Here is a 21,367-nt window from a genome sequence, read left to right on the forward strand (position 1 = left end):
TGCGGTTGGAGAGGCCAAAGTCTATGTTTATTAAAATGAACATCGCAAGGGCGTTTACCGCTGTTATGTCAAATATATTGAAACACCCCCAGCCGCTGGTTTAGGGTGGCAGCTGCCTTGAGCCGAACAGCAGGCTGGCCGGGCAAGAATTCTTTGAGGCTGCCGGGGGACATCACCTGGCCCTTGTATTCAATAAGAGGAGGACACTCGCATGACCACCCTGACCCGTGCCGATTGGGAACAACGCGCCAAGGATCTGAAGATCGAAGGCCGCGCCTACATCAATGGTGAGTACACCGCTGCTGTTTCCGGTGACACGTTCGAATGCATCAGCCCGGTCGATGGCCGCTTACTGGCCACCGTTGCCAGCTGCGATGCCGCCGACGCTCAGCGCGCTGTCGAGAATGCCCGCGCTACGTTCAATTCCGGTGTCTGGTCGCGCCTGGCGCCGGCCAAGCGCAAAGCCGTCATGATCCGTTTCGCCGCGCTGCTCAACGCCAATGCCGAAGAGCTGGCGCTGCTCGAAACCCTGGACATGGGCAAGCCGATCACCGACTCCCTGGAAATTGACGTACCTGGCGCCGCCAACGCCCTGAGCTGGAGCGGCGAGGCCATCGACAAGATCTACGACGAAGTCGCCGCTACCCCGCACAACCAGTTGGGCTTGGTGACCCGCGAGCCGGTCGGCGTAGTGGGCGCCATCGTGCCGTGGAACTTCCCGCTGATGATGGCGTGCTGGAAACTCGGCCCTGCGCTGTCCACCGGTAACTCGGTGATCCTCAAGCCGTCCGAAAAATCTCCACTGACTGCCATCCGCATCGCGGCCCTGGCCGTTGAAGCCGGTATTCCAAAAGGCGTGTTGAACGTGCTGCCGGGCTACGGCCACACCGTGGGCAACGCGCTGGCGCTGCACATGGACGTCGACACCCTGGTGTTCACCGGTTCCACAAAAATCGCCAAGCAACTGTTGATCCGCTCCGGTGAGTCGAACATGAAGCGCGTATGGCTGGAAGCCGGCGGCAAGAGCCCGAACATCGTGTTTGCCGATGCGCCAGACCTGCAAGCCGCCGCCGAATCCGCCGCTGGCGCCATCGCCTTCAACCAGGGCGAAGTCTGCACCGCCGGCTCGCGCCTGCTGGTCGAGCGCTCCATCAAGGACAAATTCCTGCCGCTGGTGATCGAGGCCCTCAAGGGCTGGAAGCCAGGCAACCCGCTGGATCCTGCGACTAACGTCGGTGCCCTGGTGGACACCCAGCAGATGAACACCGTGCTGTCGTACATCGAAGCCGGCCATGCCGACGGCGCCAAGCTGGTGGCAGGCGGCAAGCGCACCCTGCAAGAAACCGGTGGCACCTATGTGGAACCGACGATTTTCGACGGTGTGACCAACGCCATGAAGATCGCCCAGGAAGAAATCTTCGGCCCAGTGCTGTCGGTGATCACTTTCGACAGCGCCGAAGAAGCGGTCGCCATTGCCAACGACACCGTTTATGGCCTGGCCGCAGCCGTATGGACCGCCGATATCTCCAAGGCACACCTGACTGCCAAGGCCTTGCGCGCTGGTAGCGTGTGGGTCAACCAGTACGACGGCGGCGACATGACCGCACCGTTTGGTGGTTTCAAACAGTCGGGTAACGGTCGCGACAAGTCGCTGCATGCGTTCGACAAGTACACCGAGCTGAAATCGACCTGGATCAAGCTGTAACGTTCAGACATTACCGCGGTTAAAAATGTGGGAGCGGGCTTGCTCGCGAATGCGGTATGACAGTCGCAGTTGTTTTGACTGACACACCGCCTTCGCGAGCAAGCCCGCTCCCACACTGTTTTGTGTGATCTTGATAATTATCCACAGGAGCGTGGAAATGCGTTGGGCGACTTATTTCGCCGTGCTGGCCTCTGTCCTCAGCGTCGGCCTGGCGTTGGGCGTCAGCATGCCGCTGGTGTCCCTGCGCCTCGAAGGCTGGGGCTATGGCAGCTTCGCCATTGGCGTCATGGCGGCAATGCCCGCCTTCGGTGTGCTGTTGGGGGCCAAAGTCTCCAGCCGGATGGCCTCGTGGCTGGGCACCGCCAACCTGATGCGCCTGTGCCTGTGGGCCGGTGCCATCTCCATCGGCTTGCTGGCAGTACTGCCCAGCTATCCGGTGTGGCTGGTGCTACGGTTGATGATCGGCGTGATCCTGACCATCGTGTTTATCCTCGGCGAAAGCTGGATCAACCAGTTGGTGGTCGAGCAATGGCGTGGCCGCCTGGTGGCGCTGTACGGTTGCAGTTATGCCTTGAGCCAATTGTCGGGCCCGCTGCTGCTGGGCGTGCTGGGCACTGATCATGACTATGGCTTCTGGGTGGGCGTTGGCTTGCTGGTGGTCGCGCCGCTGCTGTTGCTGGGGCGTTCCGGCGCACCAACCGCCGAGTCCTTCAGCGTGACCTTCAGCGATCTGTGGCGCTTCTGCCTGACATTGCCCGCGATTGCCTGGGCCGTGGCCTTGTTCGCCGCGTTCGAGGCGATGATCCTGACGCTGTTGCCGGTGTATTGCCTGCAACAAGGTTTCACCGCCGAGATTGCTTTAGCGATGGTCAGCACGGTGGTGGTCGGTGATGCGCTGTTGCAATTGCCCATTGGCGCTTTGGCCGACTACCTGCCACGACGCACCTTGTTCTTGAGTTGCGCGGTGTTGCTGCTGGCCTCGAGCCTGGCGATTCCGCTGCTGCTGCATACGCAGTTGATCTGGCCGGTGTGGGTGATCTTTGGCGCGAGTGCCGGTGGGTTGTTCACCTTGTCGCTGATCCTGATCGGCGAGCGTTATCGCGACGATGCGCTGGTGCGCGCCAATGCTCACGTAGCGCAGCTATGGGGCATCGGTTGCCTGATCGGGCCGCTGGTGGCGGGGGCGGGCAGCCAATGGATCAGCGGGCATGCGCTGCCATTGCTGATGGCAGCTGGGGCGCTGGGGCTGGTGGTGTTGCTGCTGCGCCAAGGCGCATTCGGTGCCGCACAACCTGCCTGACTTGAAATGCATTCAACTGTGGGAGCAGGCAAGCCAGCTCCCACAGATGATCCATTGTGTTCTTACAGCATGCGTTCCAGGCCAACACTGGTGGCGAACCACGCATTAAACCTGCGCCACCAACTGCCAGGCTCCCGTGTCAGTGTGTGCAATTGGCCGTTATCCTCGGTCACCCACACCACCTGTCCATTCTGCAGTTTCGCCTCATAGCTCAACGCTGGCGCCATGCCTTGCAGTGCCAGGTTGCGCACGTGTTCCGCCAGCTCGGGGCTGTCCACCAGTACGCCGACTTCGGTGTTCCACAACACCGAGCGCGGGTCGAAGTTGAACGAGCCGATAAACGACTTTTGCCGATCAAAGATCATTGCCTTGCTGTGCAGGCTGGAGTCCGAGCCGTGGAAGGCGCCTCGGCGAAACAGGTGCGGGCCACTGCCACCGCCCGCATCGCCCGGTTGGCGGCGCAGCTCGTAGAGTTTCACGCCGTGCTCCAGCAACGCCTTGCGATAGGGCGCGTAGCCGCCGTGTACGGCGGGTACGTCGGTGGCTTCGAGGGAATTGGTCAGCAGGCTCACTGACACGCCCGCATCGGCGCGGCCGGTCAGGTACACCAGCCCGGGTTGCCCCGGCACGAAATACGCCGAAATCATCATCAGTTCATGGCTGACGCCTTCCAGCTCCGGCGCCAGTTGGGTGGTCAGCAGCAAGCGTGGGTCGGGATCGGCCTTGGCCAACACCTTGCTCGGCGCATCCCACAACGCCTGGTTCCAGGCCCAGATCAGCTCGCGGCGCCAGATGTCCATGCGCGGCTGTGTCTGGTAGGTGCGCAAGCGGTTGTACAGGGCATGGTTCTGCTGGCGCGACTCGGCCAGCGAGTCTTGCAGGCGTGCGCGTGCGGCGTTCAGGTCGCCCTTGGACGGGGTGCTTGAGACGAAATCGTCAATGGGCTTGCTCAGTGCGCTGTTCCAGTACTGATCAAAGCTGTGCCCGAGCTGCTCGGCCACCGGGCCGACGCTGAGCATGTCGATATCGGTGAAGTTGAGGTTGGGCTCTGCATCGAAATACTCGTCGCCCAGGTTGCGCCCGCCGACGATCGCCACGCTGTTATCCGCCAGCCACAGCTTGTTGTGCATGCGCCGGTGTTGCAGCGACAGGTCGAACAGCCGGCCCATCGCGCGCGTCACGCCGGTGCTGCGGCCCAGGTGCAGCGGATTGAACAGTCGAATCTGGATCTGCGGGTGGGCGGCGAGGGTGGCGATAACCTGATCGAGGCCGTCGCTGGTGGTATCGTCCAGCAGGATGCGGATGCGCACGCCACGGTCGGCGGCCTTGAGCAGTTCATCCACGAGCATGCGCGTGCTGATACCGTCGTGCACGATGTAGTACTGCAGGTCGAGGCTGCTCTGGGCGTTGCGGATCAGCTCGGCACGGGCCATGAAGGCTTCGCTGCTGTTAGGCAGCAGGCGAAAGCCGGAGCGGCCCTGGTACGGCGCCGCCTGGGCCTGGATCGAGCGGCCAAACGAGGATTGCGCCGCGGGCAGGGCGTCGCTGGGAATGCGCGGTGCATCGACCGTGGCGCAGCCACTCAACGTCAGGGTGCCCAGCAGCAAAAACGGTAAAAGCCGTCGAATCATCAAGGGCACTGCTTCCAGGTCAGGGCGGTTGTGGGATATGACGGCAGATTACGGGGAAAGGTCAGTCGGCCACCTCAGCGAGCATCTTCATCGCGGCGGCCCCGACCTTGCGCACTGCCTCTTCGATCTGCGGCGTTGGCTTGGCGGCGTAGTTCATGCGCAGGCAATTACGGTATTTGCCGGAGGCGGAAAAGATGCTGCCCACCGCCACCTGTACGCCTTGTTCCACCAGCACACGGTTGAGTTTCAAGGTATCAAAGCCTTCCGGCAGCTCGATCCATAGCATGAAGCTGCCTTGGGGCCGGCTGGCACGGGTGCCGGCAGGGAAATAACGGCTGACCCAATCGAGCATCAAGTCGCGATTACGCTGGTATTGGGTGCGCATCCGCCGCAAATGCGGTTCGAAGTGGCCGTTTTTGAGGAATTCGGCGATGGCGATCTGCGGCTGCGTCGCCGTGGAACCGGTGCTGATGTATTTCATGTGCAGCACCCGTTCCAGATAACGCCCCGGCGCGACCCAGCCGATGCGCAGGCCCGGCGCCAGGGTTTTCGAGAACGAGCTGCACAGCAGCACACGGCCATCTTCGTCGAAAGATTTGATTGTGCGCGGGCGTGGGTAACTGTAGGCCAATTCGCCATACACATCATCTTCAATAATCGCCACGTCAAAACGCTGGGCCAGGGTCAGCAATGCGCGTTTGCGTGCCTCGGGCATGATGTAGCCCAGTGGGTTATTGCAGTTGGGCGTCAGCTGGATGACCTTGATCGGCCACTGTTCCAGGGCTAGTTCCAGCGCTTCAAGGCTGATGCCGGTGATGGGGTCTGTGGGGATTTCCAGGGCCTTCATGCCTAAACCTTTGAGGGTCTGCATGGCACCGTGGAAGCTTGGCGAATCAACCGCGACGATATCCCCGGGTTCGCAAATCGCGTGGATGCTGGCGGACAGCGCCTCATGGCAGCCGGTGGTGATGACGATATCTTCGGCAGTCAGCTGGCAACCGGAATCCAGAGACAGTCGAGCGATCTGCTCACGCAACTCCATACAGCCAAGAATATTGTCGTAGTACAGGCCCGGCAGATCCTGGCGTCGGCTCACGCGGGCCAGGCTGCGCAGCAGAGGCTTCAGGGTCGGCGACAATACATCCGGCATACCACGGCCCATCTGTATGACGTCTTTGCGCGGCACGGCGCGAATCAGCTCCAGCACCTGGTCCCACTGCGAGATTTCTACCGGGCGTTGTGCGGGGCGGCCGACTTCCGGCAGCGCAGGTAGCTCGCGTCCGACCGGCACAAAATAGCCCGACTTGGGCTTGGGCATCGCCAGGCCGTTGTCTTCCAGCAAGCGATAGGCTTGTTGCACAGTGCTCAGGCTCACCCCGTGTTCCACGCTCAAGGCCCGCACGGACGGCAAGCGATCGCCGGGGCGGTAGAAGCCCTGCTCGATGCGCGTGCCGAGTAATTCGGCGAGGTTGACGTAAAGGGTCATGGTGATCGCTCCGAAGGGACCAGTACAGATAGACGCAAAATACAGGATTCAGCCCTTTATAGGCAGTATCTGTATGGATTTAATAAAGATGGGTTGAATCTGTAATGGTTTTGCCCGCGCGCCCATCCTAGTCACTCATGGCAACAGGCAAATGAGGGGCAACAAGATGAACGGCATGAGCGATGTGCGGCTGATGTTACACAGTCAGGAATTGCAGGCAGGGCAGGCGCGGGCGAAGGCGCCGCGCGATATCAGCCGCTGGAGTCTGTTCTGGCACCGCCGCCACACACGCAAAGCCTTGCTGCACCTGACCCAGGAGCAACTGCGTGACGTCGGGTTGACTGCCGAACAAGCGCGCCAGGAAGGTTTAAAACCCTTCTGGCGCGACTGATCACAGCAGCTCTTTGAAGCGGTGCCAGAGCATCCCCAGCGCCAACAGCGGCGAACGCAGATGTTGGCCGCCGGGGAAGGTGATATGCGGCACCTGGGCGAACAAATCAAAGCGCCCTTGCTGTTGGCCGCTGATCGCTTCGGCCAGCAGCTTGCCTGCCAGGTGCGTGGCGTTGAGGCCGTGGCCGGCGTACGCCTGGGCGTAATACACATTGGGTTGATCGGCCAGCCGGCCAATCTGCGGCAGGCGGTTGGCGCCGATGCCAATCATGCCGCCCCATTGGTAGTCGATTTTTACCTCGGCCAGCTGTGGGAACACCTTGAGCATTTTGGGGCGCATATAGGCGCCGATGTCCTGGGGATCGCGCCCGGAATAGTGGCAGGCACCGCCGAACAGCAGGCGGCGGTCGGCGGACAGGCGGAAGTAATCCACGGTCACGCGTTGATCGCACACCGCCATGTTCTGCGGCAGCAGGCTGGCGGCCTGGGTTTCACTCAAGGGTTCGGTGGCGATGATGTAGCTGCCGGCGGGCAGCACCTTGCCGCTTAAATGCGGGTTCAGGCCGTTGAGATAAGCGTTGCAGGCCAGCACCAGGGTGTTGGCGCGCACGTTGCCATTGGCCGTGTGCACGTTGACCTCTGGGCCGTAGTCGATGCGCGTGACTTCGGACTGCTCGAACAGCTTCACGCCCAATTGCTGCGCGGCGGCGGCTTCGCCGAGGGCCAGGTTCAATGGGTGCAAGTGGCCTGAGCCCATGTCGATCATGCCGCCCACATAGCGCTCGGAGCCGATCACGCTGCTCATCTCGTTGGCTTGCAGCAGGCGCACTTCATGGCGATAACCGAGGTTGCGCAGTTCTTCGGCGTCTTCGGCCAGGCCGATCAGGTCGCGGGGTTTGTTGGCGAGGTCGCAGTAACCCCAGGTCAGGTCGCAGGGGATCTGATAGCGCTCGATGCGCTCGCGCACGATCTCGACGGCTTCCAGGCCCATCAGCTTCATCTGGCGCACGCCGTCGCTGCCTATCACGTTGCTGAACTGGTCCAGGCCGTGGCCGACGCCGCGAATCAACTGCCCGCCGTTGCGGCCGCTGGCGCCCCAGCCGAGCTTGCGCGCTTCCAGCAGCACCACGCTAAAGCCGCGTTCGGCCAGCTCAAGCGCTGTGTTTATGCCGGAATAGCCGCCACCAATAACGCACACATCGGCACGCACTTCGCCCATCAACGCCGGGTAGTCGGGCTGTGAAACGCTGCTGGCGGCGTAGTAGGAAGCGGTGTGCCGGGCGCTGGCGGTCATGGGGAACATCCCTGTTTGGAAAATTTGACGCAGGATACAGCGGTCGGACGAAGCTGTCTGCGCACGGCGTTTTGCGTCAGAATCCATGCCTATTCGCCGTTGGGTAAGTGTTTCGATGAGTTGCAACAGCCAGAAAATCAGCGCGCTGCGCAGGCAGATCCCTTCGTTCGAGTGCGTCCCCGGCTGCCACGACTGTTGTGGGCCGGTGACCACCTCGCCCGAGGAAATGTCGCGCCTGCCACGCAAGACTGCCGCCGAGCAGGATGCGGCCATGGACGAGCTGAACTGCGTGCACCTGGGGCCGAATGGCTGCACGGTGTATGACGAGCGGCCGCTGATCTGCCGATTGTTTGGCACGACCAAGACGTTGCCGTGCCCGAATGGGCGGCGGCCGGTGGAGTTGATTCACCCTAGGGTTGAGAAGCAAATTCACGAATACATGGCGAGCACCCGGCAGGTACTGGTCTGACGGATGTACCGGATCAAAAACGTGGGAGCTGGCTTGCCTGCGATAGCGGTGGTTCAGTCAGAATGATGTTTCCTGGCACACCGCTATCGCAGGCAAGCCAGCTCCCACATTGACCACATCGTGTCAGTTAATCCGGGATCGGCAGGTTCAGGCTCTCTTTCACCTCTTCCATCACGATATAGCTCTTGGACTCGCGCACATGCGGCAGCTTGAGCAAGATATCGCCGAGCAATTTGCGGTACGAGGCCATCTCGGAAATCCGCGCTTTTACCAGGTAGTCGAAGTCGCCTGAAACCAGGTGACACTCCAGCACATGGGGCAACTTCAACACAGCGCGGCGGAATTCCTCAAAGGTGTCGCCCGACTTGTAATCGAGGCTGATCTCGACAAATACCAGCAAACTCCCCTTCAAATGCTGCGGGTTGAGCCGCGCGTTGTAGCCCATGATGATCCCTTCACGCTCCAGGCGGCGTACCCGCTCGGTGCACGGCGTGGTCGACAGCCCGACCTTTTCCCCCAGCTCCGTGAACGAAATGCGCCCATCGGTTTGCAGGATGCGCAGGATATTGCGGTCGATCTTGTCCAGCTCCCGCTTGGTCTGGGTGTTGGTACGCATAGGGGATACGCCTCTGTGAAAAGGGTTTTTGCCGAGAATTGTCGCCAAATATAGGCATTTATATAGTGAAATGCACTGGTCATTGTTTTTTACACTGCGCCCATCATTGCTCGAATAACACACGTCAGCGGCTAAGTCCGTGATGAGGATATAAAAATGCGCGTTCTGGTCTTGGGTAGCGGCGTCATTGGGGTGACCAGTGCCTACTATTTGGCGCGGGCCGGCTTTGAAGTAGTTGTGGTCGACCGTCAGCCCGCCGCTGCCATGGAAACCAGTTTCGCCAACGCAGGCCAGGTATCGCCGGGTTATGCCTCGCCATGGGCCGCGCCAGGCGTGCCGCTCAAGGCCATCAAGTGGTTGCTGCAACGCCACGCGCCACTGGCGATCAAGGCCACCGCCGATATCGATCAGTACCTGTGGATGGCGCAGATGCTGCGCAACTGCACGCAGAGCCGGTATGCGGTGAACAAAGAGCGCATGGTGCGCCTGTCCGAATACAGCCGTGACTGCCTTGACGAACTTCGCGCCGAAACCCGCATCGCCTACGAAGGCCGCAGCCTGGGTACTACCCAGTTGTTCCGCACCCAGGCGCAATTGGATGGTGCGGCCAAAGACATCGCCGTATTGAAAGAGTCCGGCGTGCCGTTCGAGCTGCTCGACCGCGCCGGCATTGCCCGCGTTGAGCCAGCCCTGGCCAGCGTCACCGATATCCTCGCCGGCGCCCTGCGCCTGCCCAACGACCAGACCGGCGACTGCCAGATGTTCACCACGCGTCTGGTGGACATGTGCAAGCAATTGGGCGTGGAGTTCCGTTTCGAACAGGACATCCAGCGCCTCGACTACGCCGGTGATCGCGTCAATGGCGTGTGGATCGATGGCAAGCTGGAAACCGCCGACCGCTACGTGCTGGCCCTGGGCAGCTATTCGCCCAAGCTGCTCAAGCCGCTGGGGATCAAGGCGCCGGTGTACCCGCTCAAGGGTTACTCGCTGACCGTGCCGATCACCAACCCGGCGATGGCGCCGACCTCGACCATTCTGGATGAGACCTACAAGGTCGCTATCACCCGTTTCGACAACCGTATCCGCGTCGGCGGCATGGCTGAAATAGCCGGTTTTGACCTGTCGCTGAACCCTCGTCGACGTGAAACCCTGGAGATGATCGTCAACGACCTTTATCCTCAGGGCGGCGATTTGTCCGAAGCCACTTTCTGGACCGGCCTGCGCCCGACCACGCCCGACGGCACGCCGATTGTCGGTGCCACCCCGTTCAAGAACCTGTTCCTGAACACCGGCCACGGCACCCTTGGCTGGACCATGGCGTGCGGCTCCGGCCGTTTGCTGGCTGACCTGATGGCGAAAAAAACGCCGCAGATCAGCGCCGAAGGTCTCGATATTTCCCGTTACGGCAGCAACCATCAGGAGTCCGCAAAACATGTCAATCCAGCGCCAGCTCACCAATGAGCGCATGAGCCAGATCGTTGTTCACAGCGGTACCGTGTATCTGGCAGGGCAGGTCGGCGACGACATGAATGCCGGGATTGAACAGCAGACCCGCGAAACCCTGGCCAATATCGAGCGTTTGCTGGACCTGGCCGGCACCGAAAAATCCAAGTTGCTGTCGGTGACGATCTACCTCAAAGACATCGACGCCGATTTCGCCGGCATGAACGCGGTGTGGGACAAGTGGCTGCCCAAAGGCGTTGCCCCGGCCCGTGCCACGGTTGAGGCCAAGCTGTGCGAACCGGAAATTCTGGTAGAGCTGTCCGTGGTGGCTGCGCTGCCTTAAACATAGCTTTTTCCCCCGGTGCCGTGGCTGATAGTCGGCGCCGGTTTTTCTTCACTTTACCGCCTAGAAGCCTGCCGCCATGCGTCCTGCCCGTGCCCTGATCGACCTCCAAGCCCTGCGCCATAACTACCAGCTTGCCCGTGAAGTCACGGGGGCCAAAGCCCTCGCCGTGGTCAAGGCGGATGCCTATGGCCATGGTGCCGTACGTGTGGCCCAGGCGCTGGAAGCCGAGGCGGATGGGTTTGCGGTGGCGTGCATCGAGGAGGCATTGGAGCTGCGGGCTGCCGGGATTCGTGCGCCGGTATTGCTGCTGGAAGGTTTTTTTGAAGCTGACGAACTGCCGCTGATCATCGAACATGATTTTTGGTGCGTGGTGCATTCGTTGTGGCAGTTGGAAGCCATCGAGCAAGCCCGGCTGAGCAAACCGCTGACCATTTGGCTCAAGCTCGACTCGGGCATGCACCGCGTGGGCCTGCATCCCAAGGATTACCACGAGGCGTACCAGCGCCTGCTGGCCAGCGGCAAAGTGGCCAAGATCGTACTGATGAGCCACTTCGCCCGCGCCGATGAGCTCGATTGCGTGCGCAGTGACGAGCAAGTGGCAGTGTTTGAAGCGGCGCGCCAAGGCTTGTCGGCCGAGGTCAGCCTGCGTAATTCGCCGTCGGTGATGGGTTGGCCGAATATGTCCAGCGACTGGGTGCGCCCGGGCATCATGCTTTATGGCGCCACGCCGTTTGGCGAGGACCAGGCCATTGCCGCACGTTTGCAGCCGGTGATGACCCTGGAATCGAAAGTCATCTGCGTGCGTGAACTGCCGGCCGGTGAGCCAATCGGTTACGGCGCCAAGTTCATCACACCAAAACCGATGCGCATCGGCGTGGTTGCCATGGGCTACGCCGACGGCTACCCGCGTCACGCGCCAACCGGCACGCCGGTGCTGGTGGCAGGCCAGCGCAGCCAGTTGCTGGGCCGCGTCTCCATGGACATGCTCTGTGTCGACCTTACTGACGTGCCCCAGGCCGGGCTCGGCTCCACCGTGGAGCTGTGGGGTAAAAATATCCTTGCCAGTGACGTCGCGGCGGCTGCCGAGACTATCCCCTACCAGATTTTCTGCAACCTGCGCCGCGTGCCAAGGCTCTATTGCGGGGCTTAAGCAGCGACTACGAGCAGAGCCTGCCGGGATTTAGGTCCAAGTGTTGTAAATACTGAACGCTGTCGCCATGATAACGCTCAATTACAACAAAGCCTGAATCCTAGGAGGCTCCTGCATTGGACGTCGGCGAACGACTGCAATCCATCCGTAAACTCAAAGGTCTTTCCCAGCGTGAGCTCGCCAAGCGCGCGGGTGTCACCAACAGCACCATTTCGATGATCGAAAAAAACAGTGTCAGCCCCTCGATCAGCTCCTTGCGCAAGGTGCTGGGCGGCATCCCCATGTCCATGGTCGAGTTCTTTTCCGAGGAGATCCTCCAGGAAAAACCGACGCAGATCGTCTATAAAGCCAATGAGCTGATCGACATCTCGGACGGCGCCGTCACCATGAAACTCGTAGGGCGCGCGCACCCGAGCCGGGCGATCGCGTTTCTCAACGAGATCTACCCGCCGGGCGCCGACACGGGCGAAGAAATGCTCACCCACGAAGGCGAAGAAACCGGGATTCTGGTGGAGGGTCGTTTGGAGTTGGTGGTCGGCCTTGAAACTTTTGTGCTCGAAGCTGGCGATAGCTACTACTTTGAAAGCACCAAGCCGCATCGTTTTCGCAACCCGTTCGACGTGCCGGCGCGACTAATCAGCGCAGCCACACCCGCGAACTTTTGACAGAAGAGGCGTGCTGCCAGCGTTGCAGACACACCCGTCGCTGTAACCGTGTGGCCGAATCCCCCTTTATTTAATAGGGTTGTTTCGGCCTGACGGGCTAACCGTTATACTTTCGCCGCCTGCGAAACCGTGGCCGCAGGCGTGAATAGCCACCATTGAGGGTGAACGCGTGAACCTAATTATGAAAATGCTGGCTGCACCAGCAACCGTACTGGCCCTATGGGCTGTCAGCGCTCAAGCTGCGACCAATGATGAAATTGCCAAGCGCCTGGAGCCTGTCGGCCAGGTGTGTGTCCAGGGCCAGGAATGCAAAGGGATGGAAGTTGCCGTGGCTGCGGGCGGCGGCGGTGGCGCGAAGACGCCGGATGACGTGATTGCCAAGCACTGCAATGCGTGCCACGGCACGGGTTTGCTGGGCGCACCGAAGATCGGTGACACCGCGGCCTGGAAAGACCGCGCCGACCATCAGGGCGGCCTCGACGGTTTGCTGGCCAAGGCCATCACCGGCCTGAATGCCATGCCGCCCAAAGGCACGTGCGCGGACTGCTCGGACGATGAGCTAAAAGGCGCAATCGAGAAGATGTCGGGTCTTAAATAAACCGATCTTCGCCAAAAAGCCGCTGACCAGCGGCTTTTTTGTGCCCGCGATTTGTACTTCGACGCTGTTCATTGCAGCAAAGACCCGGCAAGCTCGGTCCAACCCCTAATCACGGAATGTTCAGGAGGGTCGGATGGTGCAGTTGTGTTCAATCGAGCAAGCAGTTGACGACGTACTGGCGCGCTTGCCGGCGCATATCCACATGGGCATGCCGCTCGGTTTGGGCAAGCCCAACTTGTTCGTCAACGCGCTGTACCGGCGTATCGCCAAGCTGCCGGAGCGCGAGCTGACGATCTACACCGCACTGGCCCTGGGCCGCCCGACCATGGGTGACGGGTTGCAGAAGCGCTTTCTCGAACCCTTTATCGAGCGGGTATTCGGCGACTATCCCGAGTTGGATTTCCTGGCGGATTTGCACAAGGACAGCCTGCCCAAGAACATCCGCGTGCAGCAATTCTTTATGCAGCCTGGCAGCCTGTTGCACAGCGCTTCGGCGCAGCAGGATTACGTCAGCAGCAACTACAGCCACGCCGCCCGCGATATCAACGCCGCCGGCTTGAACCTGGTGGCGCAATTGGTCGCCAGCAGCGCCGAGCACCCCGACCGGCTGAGCCTGAGCTGCAACCCCGATATCACCCTCGATCTGCTGCCGATGATCGCCAAGCGCCGCGAAGCAGGTGAAACCATCCTCGTTGTCGGCCAGGTCCACAGCGATTTGCCCTATATGCCCGGCGATGCCGAACTGGGCATGGACGCCTTCGACTACCTGATCGACGAGAAGGACAGCACCACGCTGTTCTCCACGCCGAATATGCCAGTGGGTTTCCAGGACCACTTTATCGGCTTGCATGCCAGCACCTTGGTGCGCGATGGCGGCACGTTGCAGATTGGCATTGGCTCGATGGGCGATGCGCTGACCGCCGCCTTGCTGGCGCGCCAGGCCGATAACGAAGCCTATCGGTTGTTGCTGACGGATCTGGATGTGTACCAATGGGCGCCCTTGATCAGCCACGAGGGCGGGGTCGCGCCCTTTGCGCGTGGCCTGTATGGCTGCAGCGAAATGTTCGTCAACGGCCTGCTGGTGCTGGCCGATGCCGGGATTATTCGGCGCAAGGTCTACCCGGATGTGGCGACCCAGCAGCAGGCCAACGCCGGCACCCTGGATGACGCCGCGCAGCCTGACGGAGTGTCGATTCATGGCGGCTTCTTCCTCGGGCCGCGCAGCTTTTACCAGCGCTTGCAGGAAATGACTCACGCCAAGCGCCTTGAATTCAACATGACCGGCATCAGCTACATCAACGAGCTGTACGGGCAGGAAGCACTCAAGCGTCTGCAACGCCTGGATGCGCGCTTTATCAACAGCGCGATCATGGTGACGCTGCTCGGTGCAGGCGTGGCCGATCAGCTCGAAGACGGTCGCGTACTCAGCGGCGTGGGCGGGCAGTACAACTTCGTTGCGCAAGGCCATGCACTGGAAGGCGCGCGTTCGATCCTGATTCTGCGCAGTTGGCGCGAGTCTGCGGGTGAGGTCAGTTCCAATATTGTCTGGGAGTACGGGCATTGCACTATCCCACGGCACCTGCGGGATATCGTCATCACTGAATACGGAATCGCCGACTTGCGCGGTCAGACGGATGCCAAGGTGATCGAGGCATTGCTCAAGATCACCGACTCGCGCTTCCAGAACGACCTGATCGAACAGGCGCAAAAGGCGGGCAAGCTGCCCAAAAACTTCGAACTGGACCCACGTTTTACCGACAATACGCCGGAGCGGCTCAAGGACATTCAGGCGCGGCATCGCCGCTTGTTCCCCGAGTATCCGTTAGGCACGGATTTTACCGATGAGGAACGGGATCTGCTGCGCGCACTGAATTGGCTCAAGAGCAAATTCAAGCTGACGGAGATTCTGGAGTTGGGCCGGGCGGCGCTGGATGCACCGGAGCCGGAGGCGTTTCCCGAGCATTTGAAGCGCATGCGGCTGGATCAGCCGGAGGGGTTGAAAGAGGATTTATACCAACGCTTGCTGCTCGCCGGCCTCCAAGCCACCGCGCACTGACAGGCACCAAAAATCAAATGTGGGAGCTGGCTTGCCTGCGATAGCGGAGTCTCAGGCGACAGAGTTGTCGACTGTCAGGCCCTCATCGCAGGCAAGCCAGCTCCCACATTTTTAATCGAGTTCAGGCAGTGATTACTCGATGAAGGTGACCACGCCACCCGCCAACGACTTCACCCGCGCCAGCGACTCAACCCGATAACCCTGCGCATCCAGCTCCGCACGGCCACCCTGGAACGACTTCTCGATCACAATCCCCAACCCGGCCACGGTCGCGCCGGCTTGCTTGATGATCGAAATCAGCGCCTGGGACGCCTTGCCGTTGGCCAAAAAGTCATCGATCACCAGCACACGGTCGCTGCTGGTCAGGTGGCGCGGGGAGATGGCCACGGTGCTTTCGGTTTTCTTGGTGAAGGAATACACCGTCGCCGACAGCAGGTTTTCGGTCAGCGTCAGGGACTGTTGCTTGCGGGCGAAAATCACCGGCACGCCAAGGTTCAGGCCGGTCATGATCGCCGGGGCGATGCCTGAGGCTTCGATGGTGACGATCTTGGTGATGCCCGAATCCTTGAACAGCGCGGCGAATTCGTCGCCGATCAGTTTCATCAGCGCCGGGTCGATCTGGTGGTTCAGGAAGGCGTCAACCTTGAGGACCTGATCGGAAAGCACGATGCCTTCTTCGCGAATTTTCTTGTGCAGTGCTTCCACGGAAAGCTTCCTCTAATGGCGCGGTGTGCGCCGAAAGTAGATTAAAAAGTAGTCGATTCTAGCGCTTTAACATCGCGCGTATGTCCGCCAAGGCGGTGTTGCCGCGAACGGCCTTCACTTCGGTCGGGGTGTCGTCATTGCCTTCCCAGGCCAGATCGTCCGGCGGCAGTTCATCCAGGAACCGGCTGGGGGCACAATCGATGATCTCGCCGTATTGCTTACGCTTGGCGGCGAAGGTGAAGGCCAGTGTCTGACGTGCGCGGGTAATGCCCACGTAGGCCAGGCGCCGTTCTTCTTCGATGGTGTCAGCTTCAATGCTGGAGCGGTGCGGGAGGATTTCCTCTTCCATACCCATGATGAACACGTAAGGGAATTCCAGGCCTTTGGACGCGTGCAAGGTCATCATCTGCACACCTTCAGCGCCGTCTTCTTCTTCCTGCTGGCGCTCAAGCATGTCGCGCAGCACCAGCTTGCCGATGGCGTCTTCGACGGTCATCTCGCCTTCTTCGTCCTTCTCCAGCGTGTTTTTCAACGCTTCGATCAGGAACCAGACGTTGCCCATGCGGTAATCCGCAGCCTTGTCGCTGGAACTGTTGGTGCGCAGCCAGTTTTCATAGTCGATGTCCATGACCATGCTGCGCAGGGCGCTGATCGGGTCTTCGCCGGCGCACTGCTCGCGCACCTTATCCATGAAGCGCTTGAAGCGCGACAGGCGATCGGTGAAGCGCGTGTCCAGGTGCTCGCCCAGGCCGATTTCGTCGGTGGCGGCGTACATCGAGATCTTGCGTTCGGTGGCGTAGTTGCCGAGTTTTTCCAGGGTTGTGGAGCCGATTTCCCGACGCGGCACGTTGATCACGCGCAGGAAGGCGTTGTCGTCATCCGGGTTCACGATCAGTCGGAAGTAGGCCATCAGGTCTTTCACTTCCTGGCGTCCGAAAAAGCTGTTGCCGCCTGACAGGCGATACGGCACCTGGTGGTGCTGCAACTTCAGCTCGATCAGTTTGGCCTGGTAGTTGCCGCGATACAGGATCGCGAAATCGCTGTAGGGCCGGTCGGTGCGCAGGTGCAGGCTGAGGATTTCCACGGCCACGCGCTCGGCTTCGGCGTCTTCGTTGCGGCAACGGATCACGCGGATCTCGTCGCCGTGACCCATCTCACTCCACAGTTGTTTTTCAAACTCGTGGGGGTTGTTGGAGATCAGCACGTTGGCGCAGCGCAGGATGCGGCTGGTGGAGCGGTAGTTCTGCTCCAGCATCACCACTTTCAAGGACGGGTAGTCGACCTTGAGCAGCATCAGGTTTTCCGGGCGCGCGCCACGCCAGGCGTAGATCGACTGGTCATCGTCGCCCACCACGGTGAACTGGTTGCGCGTGCCGATCAGCAACTTCACCAGCAGGTATTGGCTGGCGTTGGTGTCCTGATATTCGTCCACCAGCAGGTAGCGCACCTTGTTCTGCCACTTTTCGAGGATGTCGGCGTGTTCCTGGAACAGCTTGACCGGCTGCAGTATCAGGTCGTCGAAGTCCACCGCGTTGAACGCCTTGAGCGTGCGCTGGTAGTGGGTGTAGACGATGGCGGCAGTCTGTTCCTTGGGGTTGCGCGCGGCTTCCAGGGCTTCGGCGGGCAGGATCAGGTCGTTTTTCCAGGCGCCGATCATGTTCTTGATCTCATCCACGCCGTCGTCGCCTGCGTATTCCTTTTGCATGATGTCGGTCATCAGGGCTTTGACGTTGGTCTCGTCAAAGATCGAGAAGCCCGGCTTGTAGCCCAACCGCGCATGCTCCTTGCGGATAATGTTCAGCCCCAGGTTGTGAAAGGTGCACACGGTGAGGCCACGGCCTTCGCCACCCTTGAGCAGGGTGCCGACACGCTCTTTCATCTCGCGCGCCGCCTTGTTGGTAAAGGTCATGGCGACGATGTACTGGGCACGGATGCCGCAGCTCTGGATCAGGTGCGCGATCTTGCGGGTGATCACGCTGGTCTTGCCGGAACCGGCACCGGCGAGCACCAATAGAGGGCCGCCGACGTAGTTCACGGCTTCTTGCTGCCGGGGATTGAGTCGGGACATACAGAAATCAGGGAATCGTTGTTCAAAAGGGCGGGCATTTTAACAGGCTGGCAAGATTCTGCTGCTTTAGAACGACGGTGTGACGTACCACTCGATCTAAATTTGCCGGTTTTGATACTTTGCCGCAGGATGTGACGGGTAATTGAAGTAAATGTACACCGTTAGCGTATTTGATAACCCTTATCATTGGTGATTATCAGGCCGCGCGTCATAATGCCCGCCGCCAAAAAATTTTGCAGAGTCTAGGGAGCTAGCTTGTCTACGCCTGTCGAACCCTTGCGTTTGCTGCTACTGGCCGATGAGCCAGCGTGGGCAGCGTTGTTGCGCGAGTGCCTGGCGCCGATGGGCGATGGGGCTGTGCTGGTCAGCGCGCCCAACTGGGACTCGGTGAGTCGTCTGTTCGATGACGACCACAGTGCCGTGTTATTGACCACCCCCAGCCTGCAACCTGGCCCAGGCCGTTGCAGCCTGCCGTGCATATTGCTGCTGGAGCAGGAACCGCTGGTTTCACCGCTGGGTGTGAGCGATTGGTTGGTTCTTGATGCATTGGATACCGATACATTGCGCCGCTGCCTGCGCCATGTGCGTGAGCGTGGCGTGCTGGAGAACACCCTGCAGCGCCTGGCCGAACAGGACCCGCTTACCGGTATCGCCAACCGCCAGGGTTTCCAGACCTTGCTCGCGGCGCGCCTGGCCGAAAACGAAGGCCGTGGCCTGGCCCTCGGCCATCTGGACCTCGACAACTTCCGTCACGCCAACGATGCCTTGGGCCATCAGGCTGGCGACCGCTTGATCCTGCAAGTGGTCTCGCGGCTCAAGAGTCAGCTTGAAGCCGGTGACCAATTGGCGCGCCTGGGCAGCGACGAATTCGCCCTGCTGATCGACACCCGCCGTGCGCCCCAGCGCGCGGAGTGGATGGCCGAGCGCATTACCGAAGCCATGGCCGAGCCGTATTGGGTGGACGGCGAAAGCCTGCTGATCGGCTGCAGCCTGGGCGTGGCACATGCCCGTGCCCGCGCCGGGGCCGACCCGCTGATGTGGCACGCGCACATCGCCATGCAGCAGGCCAAGAGCACCCAGGGCTGCACCTTTCACATCTTCAACGAACGCATCAACCGCAACGCCCGCAGCCTGGCCGACCTGGAAAGTGAACTGCGCCGCGCGTTGCGCCGCGACGAACTGGAGCTGCATTACCAGCCGCGCCTGGATCTGGACGACGGGCATATCGTCGGCCTGGAAGCCCTGGTGCGCTGGCGCCACGGCGAGCGTGGCCTGTTGCCGCCCAGCGAGTTCGTGCCCTTGGCCGAACAGAGTGGCCTGATTGTGCCGCTGGGTTACTGGGTGATCTCGCGAGCCTTACGCGACATGCAAGACCTGCGCGAACGCGGCCTGCCGCCGTTGCACATGGCGGTCAACCTGTCGTTTCGCCAGTTCCAGGACAGCCAGCTGCTTTCCACATTGAGCCGGCTGATTACCGAGCGTGGCGTGGAGGCGCAGTGGCTGGAGTTCGAGCTGACCGAAACCGCCGTGATGCGCCGCAGTGATCTGGTCAAGCAGACCATGGATGCCCTTGGCCGCCTGGGTGTGCGGTTTTCCCTGGATGACTTCGGCACCGGGTTTTCCTCGTTCGTGCACCTCAACAGCTTGCCGATTGCCTTGTTGAAGATCGACAAGAGCTTCGTCGGCGGCATGGAAGAGCGCGAAGAAAACCGCAAGCTGGTGCATGCCATGATCAACCTGGCCCACAACCTCAACCTGGAAGTGGTGGCCGAGGGCGTGGAAACGCCCGAACAGCTGGCGTTGTTGCGGTTGTTTGGGTGTGATCAGGCCCAGGGTTACCTGATCAGCAAGCCGTTGCCGTTGCCGGAGCTGGTGGAGTATTTAATGTTCGGCAAGAGCCAGCAGGCGCTGCTGGGCTGAAGGATGTAAACCCAAGGCTTTTACTCTGTCTGTGCGGCATGAAATGCAGGATGTATATCCGGTTCCTGCCGAATCATCCGCTTCATCTTCGCCTCAAACGCCCAGGTCAGGCTGACTGCCGCGCAGGCCAAGCCCAGCGCTAAACCCCACCAAACACCGGTCGGCCCCCAACCTAGTGTGAACGCCATCAACCACGCCGACGGCGCGCCGATCAGCCAGTAACACCCGAGCCCGACCAGGAAGGTGGTCTTGGCATCCTTCAGCCCACGAATACAGCCCATGGCAATGGTCTGCACGCCGTCGAACAACTCAAACCACGCCGCCACGGCCAACAGGCTGACCGCCAGCACGATGACGTCATGGAAGGCTGGGTCGTTATGGTCCAGAAACAGCCCGATCAGCGCATCGGAAAACAGCCACAGCACAACGGCAAATCCCAACATCACCAACGCGCCAAAACCGATGCCGACCCGCCCGGCCATGCGCGCCTGCAGCAATTGCCCGGCGCCGTAGTGCTGGCCAATGCGCATGGTGATCGCATACGACATCCCCGCCGGCACCATGAACGCCACCGAGACGATTTGCAGGGCAATCTGATGCGCTGCCAACTGCGTACTACCCATGGTGCCCATGCACAGCGCCGCGAAGGCGAACAAGCCGACCTCCACTGCATAGGTGCCACCAATCGGCAGGCCCAGGCGCCACAGTTCACGCAGGTACTGAGTGTTGAGGCGCAACAGGCCCGTGCCGAGCGGGTAGGCCGCGTAAGCGCGGTTGCTGCGGATGTACCACATCAACGCCAGGGCCATGCAGTTGGCGACGATCGCCGTGACCAGGCCGATGCCCATCAAGCCGAGCTTCGGCAGACCGAACATGCCCTCGATCAAGGCATGGTTGAGCAAGTAGTTGAGCACCGTGCCGCCCAGGCTGATCACCATCACAGGGGTCGCCTTGCCGATTGCGCTGGTGAAACCGCGCAAGGCCATGAAGCTCAGGTAGCCGGGCAGGGCGAACGGCAGGATGGTCAGGAATTGCCCCGCCGCCTGCACGTTGGTTTCGGTCTGGCCGAACATCAGCAGCACCGGCTTGAGATTCCACAGCAGCAAGCCGGCCACCAAGGCCATCAGCCAGGCGAGCCAGAGCCCGGCCTGGGTCAGGCGGGTGGCGCCTTCGATGTCACCGGCGCCATGGCGGATGGCGACCAGCGTGCCGACGGCGGCAATCACACCGATACAGAAGATCGCCACAAACGAATAACTCGCCGCGCCCAGGCCGCCACCGGCAAGGGCCTCGGGGCTCAAGCGGGCCATCATCAGCGTGTCGGTCAGCACCATCAACATGTGCGCCAACTGTGAGGCAATCAACGGCCCTGACAGCCGCAGAATGGCCCAGAGTTCAGTACGCACCGGATGTTGCATGATCATCACGCTCAAAAAAGTCAGAGGGTTGGGAAAGGGTTGATTCTCGGCGCTCCTGACGCATTACACAAAAGGATAAAAGCGATCACTCGCATGATTAAAACTCA

18 protein-coding genes are annotated in these 21,367 nt (G+C 60.9%); 11 read left to right on the plus strand and 7 right to left on the minus strand.

Annotation, left to right across the window (positions count from 1 at the left end; genetic code table 11):
• Positions 1 to 211: 211 nt before the first annotated feature.
• Both FFI16_RS27580 and FFI16_RS27585 read left to right on the plus strand, forming a co-directional pair.
• Positions 212 to 1,705, plus strand: a complete 1,494-nt coding sequence (locus FFI16_RS27580; protein WP_138813314.1) for an aldehyde dehydrogenase — start codon at positions 212 to 214, stop codon at positions 1,703 to 1,705.
• Positions 1,706 to 1,862: 157 nt separating this feature from the next.
• Positions 1,863 to 3,005: an MFS transporter gene (locus FFI16_RS27585; protein WP_138813315.1), complete on the plus strand. Its 1,143-nt coding sequence runs from the start codon at positions 1,863 to 1,865 to the stop codon at positions 3,003 to 3,005.
• Between the two features lie 62 nt (positions 3,006 to 3,067).
• Here FFI16_RS27585 and FFI16_RS27590 read toward each other — a convergent pair whose 3' ends face one another.
• Positions 3,068 to 4,636, minus strand: a complete 1,569-nt coding sequence (locus FFI16_RS27590; RefSeq protein WP_138813316.1) for a phospholipase D family protein — start codon at positions 4,634 to 4,636, stop codon at positions 3,068 to 3,070.
• Positions 4,637 to 4,697: 61 nt separating this feature from the next.
• A complete protein-coding gene (locus FFI16_RS27595) occupies positions 4,698 to 6,122 on the minus strand; it encodes a PLP-dependent aminotransferase family protein (protein ID WP_138813317.1) in 1,425 nt (474 codons plus the stop codon).
• Between the two features lie 166 nt (positions 6,123 to 6,288).
• Here FFI16_RS27595 and FFI16_RS27600 point away from each other — a divergent pair, with 166 nt between their 5' ends.
• The gene (locus FFI16_RS27600; RefSeq protein WP_138815327.1) at positions 6,289 to 6,513 is read left to right on the plus strand and encodes a DUF1127 domain-containing protein; all 225 of its coding nucleotides are present in this window, start codon (positions 6,289 to 6,291) and stop codon (positions 6,511 to 6,513) included.
• Here FFI16_RS27600 and FFI16_RS27605 read toward each other — a convergent pair whose 3' ends face one another.
• Positions 6,514 to 7,806, minus strand: coding sequence for an FAD-binding oxidoreductase (locus FFI16_RS27605; RefSeq protein ID WP_138813318.1), 1,293 nt, complete (start codon positions 7,804 to 7,806; stop codon positions 6,514 to 6,516). It abuts the gene before it with no gap.
• A gap of 115 nt (positions 7,807 to 7,921) precedes the next feature.
• Between FFI16_RS27605 and FFI16_RS27610 the strand changes: the two genes are divergently transcribed.
• Positions 7,922 to 8,275: a YkgJ family cysteine cluster protein gene (locus FFI16_RS27610; RefSeq protein WP_016975913.1), complete on the plus strand. Its 354-nt coding sequence runs from the start codon at positions 7,922 to 7,924 to the stop codon at positions 8,273 to 8,275.
• A gap of 127 nt (positions 8,276 to 8,402) precedes the next feature.
• Here FFI16_RS27610 and FFI16_RS27615 read toward each other — a convergent pair whose 3' ends face one another.
• The gene (locus FFI16_RS27615) at positions 8,403 to 8,891 is read right to left on the minus strand and encodes an Lrp/AsnC ligand binding domain-containing protein (RefSeq protein ID WP_003176896.1); all 489 of its coding nucleotides are present in this window, start codon (positions 8,889 to 8,891) and stop codon (positions 8,403 to 8,405) included.
• A 156-nt stretch (positions 8,892 to 9,047) separates the two neighbouring features.
• Between FFI16_RS27615 and dadA the strand changes: the two genes are divergently transcribed.
• From dadA to FFI16_RS27645, 6 genes are all read left to right on the plus strand, one after another.
• Positions 9,048 to 10,352 (plus strand): D-amino acid dehydrogenase, encoded by a 1,305-nt coding sequence (dadA, locus tag FFI16_RS27620; RefSeq protein ID WP_138813319.1) that lies wholly within the window; start codon positions 9,048 to 9,050, stop codon positions 10,350 to 10,352.
• Positions 10,324 to 10,677 carry a RidA family protein gene (locus FFI16_RS27625; protein ID WP_138813320.1) on the plus strand — a complete coding sequence of 118 codons (354 nt, stop codon included), beginning with the start codon at positions 10,324 to 10,326 and terminating at the stop codon, positions 10,675 to 10,677. Before dadA ends, FFI16_RS27625 begins: the two co-directional genes overlap by 29 nt.
• A gap of 79 nt (positions 10,678 to 10,756) precedes the next feature.
• Complete coding sequence (gene alr / locus FFI16_RS27630) at positions 10,757 to 11,830, plus strand: alanine racemase (protein WP_138813321.1); 1,074 nt, start codon at positions 10,757 to 10,759, stop codon at positions 11,828 to 11,830.
• Positions 11,831 to 11,946: 116 nt separating this feature from the next.
• Positions 11,947 to 12,495 carry a cupin domain-containing protein gene (locus tag FFI16_RS27635; RefSeq protein ID WP_017135864.1) on the plus strand — a complete coding sequence of 183 codons (549 nt, stop codon included), beginning with the start codon at positions 11,947 to 11,949 and terminating at the stop codon, positions 12,493 to 12,495.
• A 181-nt stretch (positions 12,496 to 12,676) separates the two neighbouring features.
• A complete protein-coding gene (locus FFI16_RS27640; protein WP_065931891.1) occupies positions 12,677 to 13,093 on the plus strand; it encodes a cytochrome c5 family protein in 417 nt (138 codons plus the stop codon).
• Between the two features lie 133 nt (positions 13,094 to 13,226).
• Positions 13,227 to 15,149 carry an acetyl-CoA hydrolase/transferase C-terminal domain-containing protein gene (locus FFI16_RS27645; protein ID WP_138813322.1) on the plus strand — a complete coding sequence of 641 codons (1,923 nt, stop codon included), beginning with the start codon at positions 13,227 to 13,229 and terminating at the stop codon, positions 15,147 to 15,149.
• A 132-nt stretch (positions 15,150 to 15,281) separates the two neighbouring features.
• Here FFI16_RS27645 and FFI16_RS27650 read toward each other — a convergent pair whose 3' ends face one another.
• Positions 15,282 to 15,854: a xanthine phosphoribosyltransferase gene (locus FFI16_RS27650; RefSeq protein ID WP_003195447.1), complete on the minus strand. Its 573-nt coding sequence runs from the start codon at positions 15,852 to 15,854 to the stop codon at positions 15,282 to 15,284.
• Between the two features lie 58 nt (positions 15,855 to 15,912).
• The gene (gene rep / locus FFI16_RS27655; RefSeq protein WP_138813323.1) at positions 15,913 to 17,922 is read right to left on the minus strand and encodes a DNA helicase Rep; all 2,010 of its coding nucleotides are present in this window, start codon (positions 17,920 to 17,922) and stop codon (positions 15,913 to 15,915) included.
• A gap of 255 nt (positions 17,923 to 18,177) precedes the next feature.
• Between rep and FFI16_RS27660 the strand changes: the two genes are divergently transcribed.
• Positions 18,178 to 19,842 carry a bifunctional diguanylate cyclase/phosphodiesterase gene (locus tag FFI16_RS27660; protein WP_138813324.1) on the plus strand — a complete coding sequence of 555 codons (1,665 nt, stop codon included), beginning with the start codon at positions 18,178 to 18,180 and terminating at the stop codon, positions 19,840 to 19,842.
• Between the two features lie 20 nt (positions 19,843 to 19,862).
• On the opposite strand, the gene FFI16_RS27665 is transcribed toward FFI16_RS27660, so the two are convergent.
• Positions 19,863 to 21,266 (minus strand): NorM family multidrug efflux MATE transporter, encoded by a 1,404-nt coding sequence (locus tag FFI16_RS27665; protein WP_138813325.1) that lies wholly within the window; start codon positions 21,264 to 21,266, stop codon positions 19,863 to 19,865.
• Positions 21,267 to 21,367 lie beyond the last annotated feature (101 nt).

It is taken from the genome of Pseudomonas sp. KBS0710, assembly GCF_005938045.2.
GTDB lineage: Bacteria > Pseudomonadota > Gammaproteobacteria > Pseudomonadales > Pseudomonadaceae > Aquipseudomonas.